This window comes from Ruegeria sp. AB5 (assembly GCF_056542645.1).
Genome location: NZ_JBQGAE010000006.1, coordinates 78,371 through 95,274, shown reverse-complemented (window position 1 = coordinate 95,274; position 16,904 = coordinate 78,371). Strand labels below are relative to the sequence as shown.

Annotated in this window: 16 protein-coding genes; 8 read left to right on the top strand and 8 right to left on the bottom strand. The window is 57.7% G+C overall.

Features of this window, described 5'->3' with window-relative positions:
- Nucleotides 1–244 precede the first annotated feature (244 nt).
- From ACR0L4_RS12605 to ACR0L4_RS12590, 4 genes are all read right to left on the bottom strand, one after another.
- Nucleotides 245–898, bottom strand: coding sequence for a nucleoside/nucleotide kinase family protein (locus tag ACR0L4_RS12605; RefSeq protein ID WP_480513362.1), 654 nt, complete (start codon nt 896–898; stop codon nt 245–247).
- Entirely contained in the window at nt 895–1,701 is an 807-nt protein-coding gene (locus tag ACR0L4_RS12600) for an ATP-binding cassette domain-containing protein (protein WP_170749606.1), read from the bottom strand. Before ACR0L4_RS12600 ends, ACR0L4_RS12605 begins: the two co-directional genes overlap by 4 nt.
- Complete coding sequence (locus ACR0L4_RS12595; RefSeq protein ID WP_480513360.1) at nt 1,677–2,747, bottom strand: ABC transporter permease; 1,071 nt, start codon at nt 2,745–2,747, stop codon at nt 1,677–1,679. The genes ACR0L4_RS12600 and ACR0L4_RS12595 overlap by 25 nt, the downstream gene beginning before the upstream one ends.
- Nucleotides 2,748–2,864: 117 nt before the next feature.
- Nucleotides 2,865–3,884, bottom strand: coding sequence for a sugar ABC transporter substrate-binding protein (locus tag ACR0L4_RS12590; protein WP_170749604.1), 1,020 nt, complete (start codon nt 3,882–3,884; stop codon nt 2,865–2,867).
- Between the two features lie 187 nt (nt 3,885–4,071).
- Here ACR0L4_RS12590 and ACR0L4_RS12585 point away from each other — a divergent pair, with 187 nt between their 5' ends.
- Nucleotides 4,072–5,271 carry an ROK family transcriptional regulator gene (locus tag ACR0L4_RS12585; RefSeq protein WP_170749784.1) on the top strand — a complete coding sequence of 400 codons (1,200 nt, stop codon included), beginning with the start codon at nt 4,072–4,074 and terminating at the stop codon, nt 5,269–5,271.
- 38 nt (nt 5,272–5,309) lie between these two features.
- Here ACR0L4_RS12585 and ACR0L4_RS12580 read toward each other — a convergent pair whose 3' ends face one another.
- Nucleotides 5,310–6,851 carry an ankyrin repeat domain-containing protein gene (locus ACR0L4_RS12580; protein ID WP_480513358.1) on the bottom strand — a complete coding sequence of 514 codons (1,542 nt, stop codon included), beginning with the start codon at nt 6,849–6,851 and terminating at the stop codon, nt 5,310–5,312.
- Between the two features lie 286 nt (nt 6,852–7,137).
- Between ACR0L4_RS12580 and ACR0L4_RS12575 the strand changes: the two genes are divergently transcribed.
- The 7 genes from ACR0L4_RS12575 (at nt 7,138) to ACR0L4_RS12545 (ending at nt 13,945) form a co-directional block, all read left to right on the top strand.
- Entirely contained in the window at nt 7,138–8,145 is a 1,008-nt protein-coding gene (locus ACR0L4_RS12575) for a GlxA family transcriptional regulator (RefSeq protein WP_480513356.1), read from the top strand.
- A gap of 120 nt (nt 8,146–8,265) precedes the next feature.
- Complete coding sequence (locus tag ACR0L4_RS12570) at nt 8,266–9,405, top strand: aromatic ring-hydroxylating oxygenase subunit alpha (protein WP_480513354.1); 1,140 nt, start codon at nt 8,266–8,268, stop codon at nt 9,403–9,405.
- Nucleotides 9,406–9,520: 115 nt separating this feature from the next.
- Nucleotides 9,521–11,062 (top strand): choline-sulfatase, encoded by a 1,542-nt coding sequence (gene betC, locus ACR0L4_RS12565; protein WP_480513352.1) that lies wholly within the window; start codon nt 9,521–9,523, stop codon nt 11,060–11,062.
- Complete coding sequence (locus ACR0L4_RS12560) at nt 11,062–11,853, top strand: SDR family NAD(P)-dependent oxidoreductase (RefSeq protein WP_480513350.1); 792 nt, start codon at nt 11,062–11,064, stop codon at nt 11,851–11,853. Before betC ends, ACR0L4_RS12560 begins: the two co-directional genes overlap by 1 nt.
- A gap of 82 nt (nt 11,854–11,935) precedes the next feature.
- Nucleotides 11,936–12,262, top strand: coding sequence for an aldehyde dehydrogenase family protein (locus tag ACR0L4_RS12555; protein ID WP_480513348.1), 327 nt, complete (start codon nt 11,936–11,938; stop codon nt 12,260–12,262).
- Nucleotides 12,255–13,004 (top strand): SDR family NAD(P)-dependent oxidoreductase, encoded by a 750-nt coding sequence (locus tag ACR0L4_RS12550; RefSeq protein WP_480513346.1) that lies wholly within the window; start codon nt 12,255–12,257, stop codon nt 13,002–13,004. Before ACR0L4_RS12555 ends, ACR0L4_RS12550 begins: the two co-directional genes overlap by 8 nt.
- Nucleotides 13,004–13,945 carry a 3-hydroxyacyl-CoA dehydrogenase NAD-binding domain-containing protein gene (locus tag ACR0L4_RS12545; protein WP_480513344.1) on the top strand — a complete coding sequence of 314 codons (942 nt, stop codon included), beginning with the start codon at nt 13,004–13,006 and terminating at the stop codon, nt 13,943–13,945. The genes ACR0L4_RS12550 and ACR0L4_RS12545 overlap by 1 nt, the downstream gene beginning before the upstream one ends.
- A gap of 132 nt (nt 13,946–14,077) precedes the next feature.
- On the opposite strand, the gene ACR0L4_RS12540 is transcribed toward ACR0L4_RS12545, so the two are convergent.
- From ACR0L4_RS12540 to ACR0L4_RS12530, 3 genes are read right to left on the bottom strand one after another with little or no spacing between them, the layout of a single operon-like run.
- Complete coding sequence (locus ACR0L4_RS12540; protein WP_480513342.1) at nt 14,078–15,004, bottom strand: hypothetical protein; 927 nt, start codon at nt 15,002–15,004, stop codon at nt 14,078–14,080.
- A 6-nt stretch (nt 15,005–15,010) separates the two neighbouring features.
- Nucleotides 15,011–16,324, bottom strand: coding sequence for a TRAP transporter large permease subunit (locus ACR0L4_RS12535; RefSeq protein ID WP_170749596.1), 1,314 nt, complete (start codon nt 16,322–16,324; stop codon nt 15,011–15,013).
- A gap of 4 nt (nt 16,325–16,328) precedes the next feature.
- The gene (locus ACR0L4_RS12530; RefSeq protein WP_170749595.1) at nt 16,329–16,862 is read right to left on the bottom strand and encodes a TRAP transporter small permease; all 534 of its coding nucleotides are present in this window, start codon (nt 16,860–16,862) and stop codon (nt 16,329–16,331) included.
- Between the last annotated feature and the right edge of the window lie 42 nt (nt 16,863–16,904).

The following is a 16,904-nucleotide window of genomic DNA, read 5'->3' as shown; positions in this document are numbered from 1 at the left end:
TAGCCAACAGCATTAGGATTCCTGACACATGTATCGGATTGACCGGGCGGAGCACCTTGGGCTTACCCACCGCATTGATCCTGATCTGTCCGTTGTCACAAAATCTGAAGGGCGGGGCTATCCCTGTCCTGAACCTTTACAGGAAAACCTCAAGCCGCCGAGAGTATACTACGCACTCGGGTAGCGAGACAAGATTACGGGTTTTTGCAAAAGCACGACAATAACGGCAGGTTCTAGAATAGGATCAGAATTCGCTGTCGCATTGGGTCAAAGTCAGATCGGCTTTCCGACTGTCTCTGAGGATTAGTTCGGCATTGGGCAAGTCGTTCATGGTCGCGCGTTGCAGTGCCGATTTTGGATCGAATCCGTGCTTGATCCAGCGATGTTGCAACCTGGATTTCAGTTCTTCCAAATCAGGGCTCACAAACACGGTTACAGTAAAGACATCTGCCAGTCCTTCCCATGGGGCGCTGTCCATCAGAAGATAGTTGCCCTCAACGACGACAGTTGGAGTATCAGGGTGAACGGCAATCGCGTTTGCGATGGCCAAATCCATCTGCCGGTCGAATCTGGGGTGAAAGGATTCATGTTGCGCTGATTGAAAGTCTTTGATTGCAGTGCAGAATCCGACCGCATCAAACGTCTCGGGCGCGCCTTTTCTGGTGAGCAATCCCCGCGGTTCAAGGATGCGGTTGTCCAGATGATAGCCATCCATGGGCACCAAAGTGGCCAAAGGAACCGCCGAACTCTGTTGCGCATTGAGTGACAACACAACGGCTTCCGCCAGGGTCGATTTGCCGGATGCAGGCGGACCAGCGATTGCGACAATCGTCCGAACGCCAACCTGCCTGCGGGACGAGATCAGGTCGCAAACGCGCTCTACATCCCGCTCGATCACACTGCGTCCTCTTTCGGGGGCTCTTTGGCTCCGGTCATGAAGGCCACGGCATCGGACATTGTGTAGTCCTTGGGATCGATCGTACAGAGCCGTTTGCCCAGTCGATGCACATGGATACGGTCAGCGACTTCAAATACATGCGGCATGTTGTGGCTGATCAGGATGATAGGAATGCCACGCGACCGCACATCCTGGATCAGTTCCAGCACTTTGCGGCTTTCTTTCACCCCCAAGGCGGCTGTCGGTTCGTCCATGATGATGAATTTGGTCGCAAATGCAGCCGCACGTGCAACGGCGACACCCTGGCGCTGACCGCCGGACAGCGTCTCAACCGCCTGATTGATCGACTGTACGGTCATCAGCCCAAGCTCGGTCAGTTTTTCCCGTGCGAAGGTCTCCATTGCCGGTCGGTCAAGCTGACGCAGGTACTTGCCCATGAAACCCTGTTTGCGAATTTCGCGCCCCATGAACATGTTGTCCGCAATCGACAGGGCAGGGGACATAGCCAGCTGTTGGTAGACGATCTCGATGCCCATGTTCCGGGCGTCGATCGGAGAGGTGAAGTTGACCTTTTTCCCCTCGATCAGGATGTCACCTTCATCGGGGATCGTGGCGCCGCAGATCGCCTTGACGATAGATGACTTGCCCGCGCCGTTATCTCCGATAACCGCAAGGATTTCGCCCTGACGCAGTTCAAAATCCGAGTGGTCGATGGCGGTGACGTGGCCGTAGCGCTTCACGATCCCCCGGCCCTGGACGACTGGTGTTGTATCTGTCACTAGCCCGATACCTTTCTGATCCACTGGTCAACGGCGACCGCTGCGATGATGAGAAGCCCGATGAGCAGGAAGGTCCACTGTGCATCTGCGCCCAGCAACCTTAACCCGAGGGTAAAGACACCCACGATCAGCGCGCCGAACAGCGATCCAAGTATCGAACCGCGCCCGCCGAACAGCGAGATACCTCCGATCACAACCGCCGTAATGCTTTCGATATTGGCCAATTGGCCGGAAGTCGGCGACACCGAACCGATACGCCCGATCAGAGCCCATCCGGCAAAGGCGCAAATCAGGCCGGATAGCATGTAGACCGACATCAGTGTTTTGTGGACGTTGACACCGGACAGTTCAGCGGCCTCAGGGTCATCTCCGACGGCATAGACATGCCGCCCCCAGGCCGTGTGTTTGAGCGCATAGGCCAACACGAAGATCAGGACCAGCATGAACATGACGCCAACAGTAAAGGTCGCTCCACCGATGCTGAACTTGGTTCCAAAAAACTGAAGGAACGGGGCGTTGGCCTCGATATCCTGACTGCGGATCGTCTCGTTTGCGGAATACAGGAAGTTTGTTGCCAGAACGATCTGCCACATCCCGAGTGTGACAATGAACGGGGGGAGCTTGACGCGGCTGACAAGCCATCCGTTCAGCGCGCCTATCATAGTTCCCATGGCCAGACCGCACATGACCGCGATAGGCACAGGAATGCCGTACCGGAAGGTGAACTGCCCCATGATAACAGAGGAAAAAACCATGATTGCGCCGACACTCAGATCAATGCCGGCGGTCAGGATAACAAGGCTCTGCGCAGCAGCCACGATGCCGACAATCTGAACCTGCTGAAGGATCAGGGTCATCGCGAAAGGCGAGAAGAATTTTGAACCCAGAAGCAGGCCAAAGATCACTATGGCACCGACCAGCACGATCAGGGGCACAAAGGACGGATTGACATGGAGAAGATGCTGCAACTTCCCCAATACGCCACGCCGATGGTCTTCAAACTCGGCAACGGATTCTGCCCTGCTGGCGGCGGTTTCGAATTCCTGGGCGCCTTGATTTGCGTCAGACATATCTTCCCCTTTTCGTGGTTGGCGTTGCGCCCACGAGATCAGTTTACCGGAATTTTCGATTTACTGGTGAAAGGAATGATGAGGCGCGCATTCACGCCTCATCCAGTTGGTCTTTGATCAGCCCCAGCAGAGCTCCAAGCCTTCTGCAACCGAAATCGAGTCTACGCCATCAACTGGTTGGTCAGTGATGAGGGCAACACCGGTATCATAGAAGTCTTTTCCCGGAGTGTTTTCGGGCTTTACGCCTTCCTCGGCCCATTTCTTAACGGCTTCCACGCCAAGCGATGCCATCAGAAGCGGATATTGCTGACTGGTCGCGCCAATCACTCCGGCCTCGACATTTTGTACGCCAGGGCATCCGCCATCGACCGAAACGATCAGAACGTCGTTTTCGCGCCCGATGGATTTCAGTGCCTCATAGGCACCTGCGGCGGCCGGTTCGTTGATCGTATGCACAACATTGATCGCGGAATCCTTGGCGAGAAGGTTTTCCATGGCGCGGCGGCCACCTTCTTCATTGCCGTCGGTCACATCACTGCCAACGAGCCGTGCATCGGTTTCATCTCCGATCACATTGGGATCTGCCAGTTCCACTCCAAAGCCGTCGAGGAAGCCTTGGTTGCGCAACACGTCCACCGTCGGCTGGCTGACGTTCAGATCAAGCGTGGCGATTTTTGCGTCCGCCGCGGCATCACCCATCTTTGCCTTCGCCCATTGTCCGATCAGCAAACCGGCTTTGTAGTTGTCCGTGGCAAATGTCGCGTCTGCCGAGTCAATCGGGCTTAGCGGTGTGTCCAGCGCAATGACCAGAAGGCCGGCATCCCGCGCCTGCTGAACAGCCGGAACAATCGAGCTTGTGTCGGACGCCGTCAGCAGAATGCCCTTGGCTCCGTCAAGGATGCAGGTCTCAATCGCCTGAACCTGGGTCTCGTGGTCGCCATCTATTTTACCGGCAAAGGCCTTGAGGGTCATGCCCAGCTCTTCCGCCTTGGCCGTCGCGCCTTCCTTCATTTTCACGAAGAATGGATTCGTGTCCGTCTTCGTGATCAGGCAGACGGTTTCGCCAGCCGCGTAGGCAGATGCAGCGACCATCGTCAGCGCGGTCGCAGATGCGGCGATCTTGAATAGATTTCTCATATTCTCCTCCCAGAATAATGTTGTTGCCCCACACGGCATGCCAAAAGGGGCCTGCCCTCATCCTCCAATGAAGGTCCTTGTCAGGAAACGGTGATTCTGGTCTCGCTGTCAATAAATAAATAAAGTTTATTTATTAATTTGCCCGGCTATCTTTCCATAAGAAAACAAGGTGGTTATGTTCAAACTTATGGAGAAAGAGGCGCTAAAAATATTGACCGGCGGCGTAAGTCAAAGCGGGGTTCGCGATCACAACGAACGTCTTATTCTGACGGTTTTACAACGGCATGGACCCGCCGCAGGGGCCGATGTGGCGCGGCTGACCGGTTTGTCTCCTCAGACGGTATCCATCATTTTGCGCAAGCTCGAAAAGGATGAGATTCTCAAGCGCGGAACGCCTTTGCGTGGAAAAGTGGGAAAGCCCTCGATCCCTATGGAGCTGAATCCGGACGGCATCCTGTCGGTTGGAATGAAGATCGGGCGGCGCAGTGCCGATCTGCTTTTGATCGACTTCAAGGGAACGCCACGCCGCCAACTTTCCACGACCTACGACTATCCGCTGCCGGATGTCATTTTCGGGTTTCTGGAGTCGGGTTTGGAAACGCTTCTGTCTCATGAGCCGCAGAGGTTGCGCGACCGCGTTTGCGGGATCGGAATTGGAACTCCGTTTGAACTCTGGAAGTGGCACGACCTGTCCGGTCTTGCGGCCAAGAAATTCAGCTCATGGAAAAACGTGAACTTCTTTTCCGAAGTTGCCAAATTCAGCGACCTGCCGGTTTTTGTGGTCAACGACGCGACGGCTGCATGTCACGCAGAGCATCTTTATGGTCGTGGCGCAGAATACCGAGACTATTTCTATTTCTTCATTGGCTCGATGATCGGCGGGGGTGTTGCATTGAACGGAACCGTGTTCGAAGGCAACCAAGGCAATGCCGGTGCGCTGGGCGCAATGCGAACGACAGGCCCATTGGGTGAAAGTCAGCAACTGATCGACACGGCTTCGCTGTTTCTGCTCGAAGACAGGCTGATCGAAGCGGATGTTGATCCTGCAATTCTCTGGAAGAAACCACAGGATTGGAACAGCATTTCGCGCTACGTTGAACCATGGATCGGGACAACTGCCCAGGAATTGGCCAAGGCGGCGCTTTCCATCTGTGCCGTTATCGATTTCGAGGCCATTTTTATCGACGGGGCATTTCCGCCAGATGTGCGCGATGAATTGGTATCCCGGGTGCGCCGGTATCTGGCCAATCAGGACAAACGCGGATTAATTCCTCCGGTCGTGGAATCCGCGGCGGTCGGAGAGAACGCGCGTGGCATTGGGGCGGCAAGCAGTCCGATTTTCCGCCAGTTCCTGTTGAACACAAACGCAGGGCTTTCCGGGATGTAGTCATCGGCCGGTTTGGTCTGGCGCGTGTGAGCCGGGCCTCAAACCACCCCGTGCTCGACAATCTGTTCAGGATGCGCTTCTGCCCAGTCGGCAAGAAAGGCTGACATCTCGGGAACCGTCGCGAATTGGGGGGCTTTTTGCGGAAGCGCAACACCCTTTTCCAGCGCCATACGCGCGCATTCGATGTGGTCGCGGCGCGCTTTATGCGGGCAGTTTTCTGACCCGTGGATGATAGTTGACAGCAGTGTGCCGCCGAAGGCGTTGGTGTGGCCGAGGTTCGGGTGCTGCTCAAGAAAATACGACATCACGTCGGACATCCCTTCCCATCCGGCAAGGTGCAGGGGCGGCATTCCCATTTCATCCGGCAGATTGGGATCAAACCCCATCCCTACCAGACGCTGCATATGAGGCAGGGTGCCTTCGCGCCAGACGAGGCGGCACAGAAGGAATTTCATCTCTTCCGATAGGGTATCCATGTCGATCCGATCATCCGGATTCGGTATTCCGTCTGCTGCCTGCGCAAGCACTTGCTCTGTCAACGAAAGCTGCGTGGAGCCACCTGCCTGTTCCAAAACGGTCGCCACATCCCGGTTTCCGAAAATGCGGGCAAAGGCATAGGGCGTATGGCCCCGACTGACGGCGTTTGGATTCGCGCCGTGCTCCAGCAATAGCTGTGCAATTTCGCCAGATGCCAGACGCCGGGCCGCTTGATGCAGGGCCGGGATCACCAAGGATGGTTCACCCGAGGGGTGCGGCGCAATGCCTTCATTTGGGTCCGCACCATAGTCAAGCAACAGGCGAACAGCTTCAATACTGTTGAAATCAATGGCTCGCGGCAAAGCATTGGTGCCTTTGGGGTTGGCGCCATGCTCCAGCAACAACCGAAGGCCCTTGGTTTGGCCGAGTTCGGTCGAATGGTAGAGAGATTCATTGTCGTCTGGAGACGCGCCATGATCCAAAAGCCATTTGGCCAATGGCATATTGTTGGCATGACCAATGGCTCCGTAGAGCGCGGACAGTCTGTGATCTGCGTCCGGTTCGAATGCAAAACTGTCGTTCACGTCCGCCCCGTGCGCCACAAGCAGGTCCGCCATGGCCAGCATGTCAGCCTCCTTGCCGGGCTCTGCCTTGATGTGTCTCGAAAATGCCAAATGGCACATGGGCCGTCGCGGAGGATATTCACGCGTCGCGGCATTTGCATCCTGCGCCAATATCTGTTGCATCGCCTTGGTATCGTACAGCGCCACGAGCAGGGGAACCTGACCTTCGGCAAGGTCTGGATCTTTCTCAAGCAGGTAGGCGACTGTCTCTGATGAGCCGTTGAACAGGGCCCAACGCAGGCGACCCTGTTTTTGTGCGCGGTCCATTCCTTCGGTTTCAACAGCCAGCTTCAGGGCAGGCCACGAGGCATAACCTGTCTCACGTGCGATGACATGCAGGCAATCGGCGTGTTTGTAGACCCCGTCTCGGGGCGCTGGAACAATGCCATGGACGCGCAGGATCGCGCCTGTGTCTCCCGCAGTCAGAGCTTTGCCCAGAGCCTTGGCATCACGGCGCAATTGGTCGAGTGATTTGGTCATCGGTCTTTCCTCCGCTGCCCGACGGTCCGCCAATCCGGGCTGAAAAACCGATGTGGTTTTCATACGTTCTCTCAGAGGCGCCGATGACAGCTTTCCGCGGACCGGGTGGCCGCCTCAAACGGCCTGCCACCAGAATATCGCTCGGCAACGCTTCTCGCAAGCAGGATGGCGTTGGGAATCAGATCCAGAACCAGAGTGGAACGTGCTGTCCTTGTGCGGTGGAAAAGAGCGATTTATCATTTCAGGCCATATGTTTTGCATTTCTGGCCAAAGGTTCTTTGTTGCCATGCGCAGGGTCCATTTTCGCATCGTTGTCACACCCAACTTCAATCTTGCAGCAACACTGGGCTTTGTAGATCCGTTTCGGGCGGCCAATTATCTTGAAGGTGTTTCTCATTTCAGTTGGGATATTGCATCCGAAGCAGGTGGGGCGTGTCTTGCCAGCAACGGCCTATGCGTTCAGACGGAAACACTCAAAGACGTGTCGCAAGGCCAGATGGATTTCCTGGTCGTATCGTCAAGCTGGACCCCCGAACAGCATGCGACCCCTGCAGTTCAGGCCGCATTGCGGCAGGCGGTTCTGCGCAAGGTGCCGATTGCCGGATTGGACACAGGGGCATTCATCATGGCCGAGGTGGGCCTGCTAGAGGGTCGTCGTGCCACCGTGCATTACGAACACATAGACGCCTTTCGTGAACTTTATCCCAATGTGGACTGCACCGAGGCCGTGTTTGAATTTGACGAGGACAGGATCACATGTTGCGGTGGGGCGGCTTCGTTTGACTGTGCGCTACAAATCCTGCGGGGTCTGAAAGGAAACGACCTGGCCAATGCGGCGGCACGATATGTTTTCCACGCCAACATCCGTGAGCCTGGAACACCGCAGAATCCGCAGGTTGTCGAACCACTGGGCGCAAAGGTGCCGGATGCTGTGCGAAATGCGATTTTGGCAATGGAACAGAACCTGGAAGAGCCGCTGCCCATACCCGAGATCTGCGCCGCTGCGAAAATCTCGCATCGTCAGCTCAATCGTCTGTTTGCACAGTATCTGAGGAAGACTCCGGCGTTGTACTATCGGGACATTCGGCTGGACCGGGCTCGGGGGTTGGTCACGCAAACCTCGCTTCCCATGTCCGAAATTGCCTATGCCTGCGGGTTTTCGAGCCAGGTGCATTTCAGCAGAGCTTACAAAGAGCGGTTCGGCCTGCCCCCGATCAAAGACCGAGTCGAGGGCCGCATACCATTTGAATTCCGTGCCTGGCCGATGCATCGGAAACGGCGCATATCCACATAATGACCATCCAGGTCAAACGGGCGGCGACTGAAGTAAAGCACAACGTCTCATTGACCGGCACAGTGATCGTATCCAGTGGGGCCATGCAAGCGCCCGCTTTGAATATGGATGAGGATCACGATGACGGAATTGCCATCGGTTCAGGCTTTTGCGGAAATCTCTCGGGGCTATGAGGAAAATGCTTCGCGGTCGCTGTCCTTGCGCAAGGAGGCCTATGTCGAGAACGCCTGGCACAATGTTGATCTGCAAGCGATCATTGCAAGGACTTGGCAATGGGTCTGCCATGTCGAAAAACTGCGTGAGCCGGGCTCATATGTGACTATCGACATCGCCGGTCATCCGATCGCGGTTGTGCGGGATGGCAAGGGGGTTCTGCGCGCTTTCTACAACGTTTGCAAACACCGTGCGCATGAATTGCTAAAGGGTGAGGGCAACACCACGCGCATCATGTGCCCCTATCATGCCTGGGTCTACAAACTGGACGGCAACCTTGTCCGCGCGCCCGAGACTGAGAATCTGGAGGACTTTCAGACCAGAGATATCTGTCTGGATCAGGTGCAGGTCGAAGAGTTCTGCGGCTTTGTATACGTGAATCTCGACGCTGCTGCACAGTCCTTGGCGGATACCACCGGTGATCTGGCGACCGAGATCAGGCACTGGGCCCCGGATATCGAAGACCTGACCTTCGCCTACCGTTTGACCTATGACATCCAGTCGAACTGGAAGAACGTGGTCGATAACTTCCTTGAATGCTACCACTGCCCGACCGCGCACAAGGATTTCTGCGATCTGGTCGATATGGACACCTACAAGGTGACCACGCATGGCATCTATTCCAGTCACATGGCAGATGCGGGCAACAGCGCCAACAGCGCCTATGATGTCTCGAACGCGACGGTAAGAACGCATGCTGTGTGGTGGCTCTGGCCGAACACCTGCATCATGCGCTATCCGGGGCGGTCTTCGATAATCATACTCAATGTGATCCCCGCCGGACCGGACCGGACGCTTGAAACCTACGACTTTTTTCTTGAGGAAAAGTCACCGAACGCCGCTGAACTGGATACGATCCGTTATCTGGATGAGGTGTTGCAGGTCGAAGACATCAACCTCGTCGAAAGTGTTCAGCGCGGCATGAACACACCGGCCTTCACGCAGGGACGGATCATCAACGACCCGGACGGCTCGGGCAAATCCGAGCACGCGGTGCATCACTTCCACGGTCTTGTGCTGGACGCCTATCGAGCGGCGGCTGAGTGACGGTTGTGTACGGTCTGCCCTGCCCAGCAGTTAAGAAGATGCGGTTCGAGCCCCCTCCCGGTTCGGACGGCGTATGATCAGCTGAATCCGGTTCGGAAAACGGGGAGGAAAAAGCATGCCAAACACACCCAATATCGTGATCATCATGGCCGACCAACTTGCCCCGCATTTTACCGGGGCCTATGGCCATAAGGTCGCCAGAACCCCTCATATCGATGCACTGGCCGCGTGTGGGATGCGGTTTGATACGGCCTACTGCAATTCGCCTCTTTGTGCGCCTTCACGCTTTGCGTTCATGTCGGGGCAGTTGATCAGCCGGATCGCTGCCTATGACAATGCTTCCGAGTTCAAGGCCTCCGTCCCCACCTTTGCCCATTACCTGAAAGCGCTGGGCTACCGCACATGCCTGTCCGGCAAGATGCATTTTGTCGGGCCGGATCAGAAACACGGGTTCCAAGACCGTGTGACCACGGACATCTACCCTTCGGATTTTGCCTGGACCCCGGATTGGGAGGCGCATGATGAGCGGATCGACAAGTGGTATCACAACATGCAGACGATCAAGGAAAGCGGCGTCGCCGTGGCCACTTTTCAGACCGACTATGACGATGAGGTTGGCTTTGCTGCGCGGCGCTGGCTGATCGACCGAGGCAGGGATCGGGCCGTTGGGGATGAAGCGCCTTTTGCCATGGTGGCCAGTTTCATCCACCCGCATGATCCTTACGTGGCCAAACCCGAATTCTGGGAGCTTTATTCCGATGATGAGATCGACATGCCGGAATTCGTGCTTTCACCCGAGGATCAGGACCCGTTCTCGCGCCGGGTGATGGACGGGATCGAGGCCAGCTACGTTCCGTTGACCGAGCAAGAGGTTCGTCGCGCGCGCCGCGCTTATCTGGCCAATGTCAGCTATTTCGACAGCAAGGTGGGCGAGATTGTCACAACGCTGAACGAGATAGGCGAGTTGGACAGCACAATCATCATGGTCACAGCCGATCATGGCGACATGCTGGGCGAGCGTGGGCTGTGGTACAAGATGAATTTCTTCGAACACTCTGCCCGTGTGCCGCTGATCATGGCAGGCCCCGGGGTGGCGCAGGGTGTCGCCTCGAACGCCTGTTCACTGATCGACATCCTGCCCACCGTGATCGATATCGGCGGAGGGGATCAGGCCATGTTGGGCGAACCCGTGGACGGGCGCAGTCTGATGCCTTTGGCCCGAGGCGAAGCCGACCCGGTAGACGAAGCCATCGGCGAGTATTGCGCTGAGATGACGCCCTATCCGGTCTTCATGATCCGTCGCGGCCCGCTGAAATACATCCACTGCGACCCCGATCCACCACAGCTTTACGATCTGGAAAAGGACCCCTTGGAAAAGGTCAATGTGGCTTCGGACCCGACCTATCACACTGCTGCACTGGCCTTTGCCGCCGAGGTGGCCGCGCGCTGGGACAGTGAGCGGTTGCGGGCGGATGTGATCGCCACACAGAAATCCCGCCGCGCGTTGCATGCGGCAATGGAGGCCGGTGCCGGCGAACATTGGGACTACACCCCGCCCTCGGATGCCAGCCAGCAATATGTGCGCAATCACATGGACTGGACGGTAGCCGCACATCGCTACCGCTTTCCACCTTTTGAAAACGGAGAAGACAGGTGATGCTGGATGGGAAAATCGCTCTGGTCACCGGCGGGCGCGGCGGCATAGGGCGCGCCGTTGTGGCGCGGTTCCTGCAGGAAGGGGCCACGGTCTATGCGGCTGACCTTACGGAACAGGGATCGCTGGCGGAACATGACGACGACGGCAGCCGGTTTGTAGAAATGAATGTTGCGGATGAGAAAGCCGTAAGGGCCGCCATGGCGCAAGTTCATCTCGACTGCGGCAAGTTGGATATTCTGGTCAACGCCGCCGGGATCGAGATCGAAAAGACCATCGAGGACACGACGCTTGAAGAATGGAATCGATCCTTTGCAGTCAACTGCACTGGCACCTTCCTGACGTCCAAACACGCCCTGCCGCTGCTTCGCACTGCTGCCAGTTCTGGTGCCAGCGCATCGATCATCAACTTTGGGTCGTATGACGGGTTCATCGCCGATCCCGGTCTGGCGGCCTATTGCGCCACAAAGGGTGCGGTGCATGCCCTGACCCGCGCCATGGCCTGCGATCACGGCCCCGAGGGTATTCGCGTGAACGCCATCTGTCCCGGCTACATCGACACGCCGATGTTGCAGAGCTTCTTCGCCGGTGACGGTTCGGGTGGTGGGGGCAAGACCATAGATCAGTTGCAGCAGGCGGTGCGCAACGTCCACCCGATGCGCACCTACGGCACGCCCAAGGACATCGCCAATCTTGTGAACTGGCTGGCCAGCGACGAGGCGCGTTACGCCTCGGGCCAGCTTTGGGTTCTGGATGGGGGGCTGTCTGCGCAAGTGCAGCAGATGAAACTTTGAAAGCCCTGAGCGCCAAAGATCAAACCTCAATCGGGGCTCCCGGTGGCTTGAATCTTGGGCGACGCTCTGAAGGGAGGGGAGAGTGCAGACAAACATGCTGATCAACGGTGAACTGGTCGAAGGGCAGGGCGATCCGACGCGCGGTTCAGTGATGAGGAAGAGGCTTTGCGGGTCGCAAATACCGGGTCGTTTGGCCCTGCCTTCGCCCGTCTGGACCAGCAACACGGGCCGCGCGATGCAGATGACGGCGAACTTGCGCTATGGCTTCACTGGGGTGAACACACATGGCGTCGCCACCCCCGAGATGCCCTGGGCGGCGATGAAATCTTCCGGCACCGGGTGTGACATGAGCGTGTTTGCGCTGAATGCCTTTCCTGCGGTCAGACATGTGATGACCGCCCATGGATAACCAAACAGCCATTGTGACCGGTGGTAGTCGGGGTATCGGGCGGGCCATTGTCGATCAGTTGGTCTTGGACGGGTACAGCGTTGCGACCTGTGGTCGAGGTGGGCGGCCTGACAACCTGCCCGAGGCGGTACAGTGGGTGACGGCGGACGTGTCGAAAACGGCAGAGGCTCAGCACCTGTTTGGCGCCGCCAAAACAACCCTCGGTCCGGTCACCTTGTTGGTCAACAACGCGGGTGTGCAGGTTGAAAAGACCCTTGCCGACAGTGACGATTTCGACTGGGATCTGGTGATGAAAGTCAACTGCAAGGGCGTGTTCAACATGTGCCGCGCGGCGCTTCCGGACATGGCTGAGCATGGCGGAAACATCATCAACATAGGCTCAATTTCCGGTCAGGCCGCCGATCCGTCGATGGCGCTTTACAACGCGTCTAAGGCGTGGGTGCATGGGCTGACGCGCTCCATCGCGGTGGATCACGGGCCGAAAGTGCGCTGCAACGCGATCCGGCCCGGCTGGATCATGACTGAAATGGCCGAAGACGGGTTTGCATTGGCGGCGGACCCCGACCGTGCCAGGGCTGATGCACTGGCTCGCCATCCGGTGGGCCGCTTTGGTCAACCTCAGGACGTTGCCAATATGGTGTCTTGGTTGGCCTCGGACAAAGCCGCCTATGTCAGCGGAGAATGCGTCACGGTGGATGGCGGCATGACTGCGGCCTCCCCTCTCAATCCGGGATTGTTCTGATGGATTTTCAGCACACCGCCTGTCTGGGCGGCGGCGTCATTGGTGCCAGCTGGGCCGCCCTGTTTCTGGCCTCGGGTCGCTCTGTTGCGATGTTTGATCCCGCCCTGGAGGTCGAGAAAACGGTTCGGAACTATGTCGAAATGGCCTGGCCCACGCTGACCGAGCTTGGCCTGACCCAACACGGCACCCCAGATGCGATCCGATTTCATTCCAGCGCCGCAGAGGCCGTGGACGGCGCTGATTTCGTTCAGGAAAACGTTCCCGAACGCGTTGCAATCAAACACGCCACATTCGCCGAGATCGAACCGGTTCTGACGTCTGACGCTATCGTGGCCAGCTCGGCCTCGGGCCTGACGCTGGGCCAGATGCAGGAGGGCTGGGTCAACCCGGCGCGGTTTGTGTTGGGCCATCCGTTCAATCCGCCGCATCTGATCCCGCTGGTCGAGGTCATGGGCAACGAAAAAACCTCGGCCTGTGCCGTGGACGAGGCCGAGCGGTTCTATGGCGCCGTCGGCAAAGTGACGATCCGGGTCAACAAGGAAAAGCCGGGTCACGTTGCCAACCGATTGCAGGCCGCGATCTGGCGTGAAGCGATCAGCCTTGTCATGGAAGGCGTTGCTTCGGTCGAGGATGTGGACAAGGCGGTTTGGGCCGGTCCGGGGTTGCGATGGGCAGCGATGGGTCCAACCATGTTGTTCAACCTGGGCGCGGGCGAAGGCGGTCTTCGGGCGTTTTGCGATCATTTCGCCGAAACCTTCAACGGTTGGTGGGACGATCTGGGACAGGTTCATCTGGATGAAGTCGTGGCCCAAAAACTGATCGCCGGGGTCGATGAGGCGGCCCAGGGACAAAGCCCGGCAGAATTGTCCGCCCAACGCGACGCTCTTATTCTGGCGATGCAAAAGGCGACCAGTGAGCTTCGTAAAAACGATTTGATCTGAACGTCCGTTGACGCAAGTTCTGCCAAAGAACGGGATTGGCTGACCAAAGGGACAATTCGCTTGTCGAACCATGGTACGCCGGAGGACCGTGATATGGCGCTGGGCGTCTCTAGGTTCAGAAACTGTTCTGGGCTAAGGCCCAGCCGGCCGGTACATCCCCCGTAGCAGCGAGGGGGTCAGGTACATCGGAATCTGGTAGGCTCCGATGAACACCAGAATGGGGGCGATGATCTCGGGCGGCAAGGCAACGAAGAACAGGGCGATGTTGCGGTTGCCGGCGATCAGCGACATGGCGGTGACTTGCGCGGCAGATCCGCGGCCACGCAACAGAAGCAGTGTCAGAACCTGGGCCCCGAAGTTGATCAGGAACGCCAACGCGATCCAGAACAGCGCGGTACCGGGCGCGCTCAGCGCAGTTGCGCTGAGCGACGGCATCAGGCCTATGACAAAGACCGCCAGTGTGATCACACCAAGCCCTTCCAGATTTCCAAGCGTGGTTTGAGACGGCTGGCGCAGGATCGTAAGCCTCAGCGCAACAGCTGCGGCTGTCGCAAGCGCGATCGTCAGAAACAGCCGGACCGACGCCAGGATCACGGCTTGAATATCCTCCAGCTCGGGCATGAACCAGAAGACGGGCAGGGCGGTCAGCGGCAAAAGCGCCGTTCCGACCACCATCAGCCGCATGGCATGTTCCGCGGGGTGCCCCATCATGAGGCACATGTTCGGGCTGCCGGAGATCGACGGTGCGGCGGCAACAATCAGAAATGACAGAAAAACAGGCGACGACATCCACCCGGAGGAGTATCCGACGATCAGCAGGAACATGGGGACCAGAAATTGAAAAGCGGCAACCGTGCCAATCACGCGGCCCAGATCGGACAGAGAACCGACCAGAGCCAGCGGGTCCATCCTCAGGACTGTGACAAACAGCAACAACATGACCAGCGGCGGGAGCAGTGGTCGCATCGGCTCGGCGAGACCGGGCAACAACACACCTGCAAGCAGACCCGCGACCAGAACCAAAGGTCCGTTTCGGGCGGCCAGATGCAGCGGGTTCAAACCGGACTACCCGCCAGGGCTCTGTCGCAGGTTTTCGGGCAACCAGGTGGCCAGCTCCGGGAACCATATGAGAACAAACACCATCAGCACCATGATCAGGAACATCGGAATGGCGGCGCGGGCGATATAGCTCATCTCGTGGTTGGTCATGCCCTGCATCACGAACAGGTTGAACCCGATAGGCGGCGTGATCTGCGCCATCTCGACAACGACGACGATGAAGATACCAAACCAGATCAGGTCAATGCCTGCATCGCGGATCATCGGCTCGACCACGGCCATGGTCAGCACGACCGAGGAGATGCCGTCCAGAAAGCACCCCAGAATGATGTAAAAAACCAGCAGAACCATGAGCAGCTCGAACCGCGTCAGCTCCCACCCGGCGATCAGGTCAGCGAGGCCTCGGGGCAGGCCGGTGAAGCCCATCGACAGTGACAGGAAGGCCGCGCCTGCAAGGATCAGGGCAATCATCGCGCTGGTGCGCGTTGCGCCCATCAGGCTTTCAGTGAAGGTCTTCCAATTGAGCGAACCTTGACCTGCTGCCAGCAGCAGCCCGCCGATCACACCAAAAGCGGCGGCCTCGGTCGCGGTGGCATAGCCCAGATACATCGAGCCGATCACCACCGTGATCAGCAGGATCACGGGCAGCAAGAAACGAGAGTTGTTTATTTTTTCCCTGAAACTCAGCTTGGCTTCTGTGTTCGGGCTCCAGTCCTTGCCCAGCTTGGAATAAATCGCCACATAGCCCATGAACATCGAAGCCAGCACAAGGCCGGGCAAGATGCCGGCAAAGAACAGTTTGGTGATCGATTCATTGATGGTGACGCCATAGACGATCAGGGTCAGCGAGGGCGGGATCATTAGTCCCAGGGTTGCAGCCCCGGTCAGGGTGCCAATGATCATGCGCTCGGGATAGTTGCGCTTGCGCAGTTCCGGGATCGACATCTTGCCAACTGTCGTGAGGGTGGCCGCAGACGAGCCGGATACAGCGGCAAAAACAGTACAGCCGACGATGTTGGTATGTACCAGCCCGCCGGGCAGGGGGGCCATCCAAGGTGAGAGGCCCTTGAACATGTCCTCGGACAATCGCGTTCGATACAGGATTTCGCCCATCCAGATGAACATGGGCAGGGCCGTCAAGGTCCAGGACGAGGACGCGGACCAGATGGTGGTGATCATGACGTCACCGACGGGCCGCGTCGTAAACAACTCCATCCCGACCCAGGCGACACCCATCAGGGCCAGACCGACCCAGACGCCGGTGCCCAGCAGAGTAAACAATACAAAGATAAACAAGATGATGATCGACAGGTTTTCCATGCGCCTATTCTCCGTGACTTTGATCGGCCAAATCACGGGTGATACGGTGATCCCCCCGGAACAGGACGTGGAGCAGATGATCAGTCAGGGCGATGGCAAGGATCACCGCCCCGAACAACATGGCGGATTGTGGAATCCACAGCGCTGTCTTGTCCTGCCCCTGGCTGATATCGTTGAACTTCCAGCTCCAATAGACAAAGCGGTAGGCGTACCAGCAAAAGTACCACATGACTGCGGTGCCGATGGCAAAACACCAGATTTCCAGAATACGCCGGAACCCGCCCGGAACGGCATTCAACAGTATGGAGACCCGGATATGGCTGCCCCGGTTCAGCGCGTTTGCAAACGCCAGAAATGATGCGGCAGCCATGGCGTATCCGGCATAATCTGGCGCGCCGGGGAAGACCTCTCCGGTCCAGCGGGCCAGCATTTGCACTACGATCAGCAGCAAAATGGCGATCAAGCTCAGCGCGGCCAGCACTCCCGCTGCCTGATAGATGAAGTCCAGAACGGACCGAAGCCCACGCATAACCGCCATACCGTCCCCGCTTTGTTTGTTTTTGAAAGTGGTGAGGGCGAC

Coding starts and splice junctions, on each gene's coding strand:
- ACR0L4_RS12595 (WP_480513360.1), bottom strand. CDS start 2,747: ATGTCTGACGCAAATCAAGGCGCCCAGGAATTCGAAACCGCCGCCAGC.
- ACR0L4_RS12590 (WP_170749604.1), bottom strand. CDS start 3,884: ATGAGAAATCTATTCAAGATCGCCGCATCTGCGACCGCGCTGACGATG.
- ACR0L4_RS12585 (WP_170749784.1), top strand. CDS start 4,072: ATGGAGAAAGAGGCGCTAAAAATATTGACCGGCGGCGTAAGTCAAAGC.
- ACR0L4_RS12580 (WP_480513358.1), bottom strand. CDS start 6,851: ATGACCAAATCACTCGACCAATTGCGCCGTGATGCCAAGGCTCTGGGC.
- ACR0L4_RS12575 (WP_480513356.1), top strand. CDS start 7,138: ATGCGCAGGGTCCATTTTCGCATCGTTGTCACACCCAACTTCAATCTT.
- ACR0L4_RS12570 (WP_480513354.1), top strand. CDS start 8,266: ATGACGGAATTGCCATCGGTTCAGGCTTTTGCGGAAATCTCTCGGGGC.
- betC (WP_480513352.1), top strand. CDS start 9,521: ATGCCAAACACACCCAATATCGTGATCATCATGGCCGACCAACTTGCC.
- ACR0L4_RS12560 (WP_480513350.1), top strand. CDS start 11,062: ATGCTGGATGGGAAAATCGCTCTGGTCACCGGCGGGCGCGGCGGCATA.
- ACR0L4_RS12550 (WP_480513346.1), top strand. CDS start 12,255: ATGGATAACCAAACAGCCATTGTGACCGGTGGTAGTCGGGGTATCGGG.
- ACR0L4_RS12545 (WP_480513344.1), top strand. CDS start 13,004: ATGGATTTTCAGCACACCGCCTGTCTGGGCGGCGGCGTCATTGGTGCC.
- ACR0L4_RS12535 (WP_170749596.1), bottom strand. CDS start 16,324: ATGGAAAACCTGTCGATCATCATCTTGTTTATCTTTGTATTGTTTACT.
- ACR0L4_RS12530 (WP_170749595.1), bottom strand. CDS start 16,862: ATGGCGGTTATGCGTGGGCTTCGGTCCGTTCTGGACTTCATCTATCAG.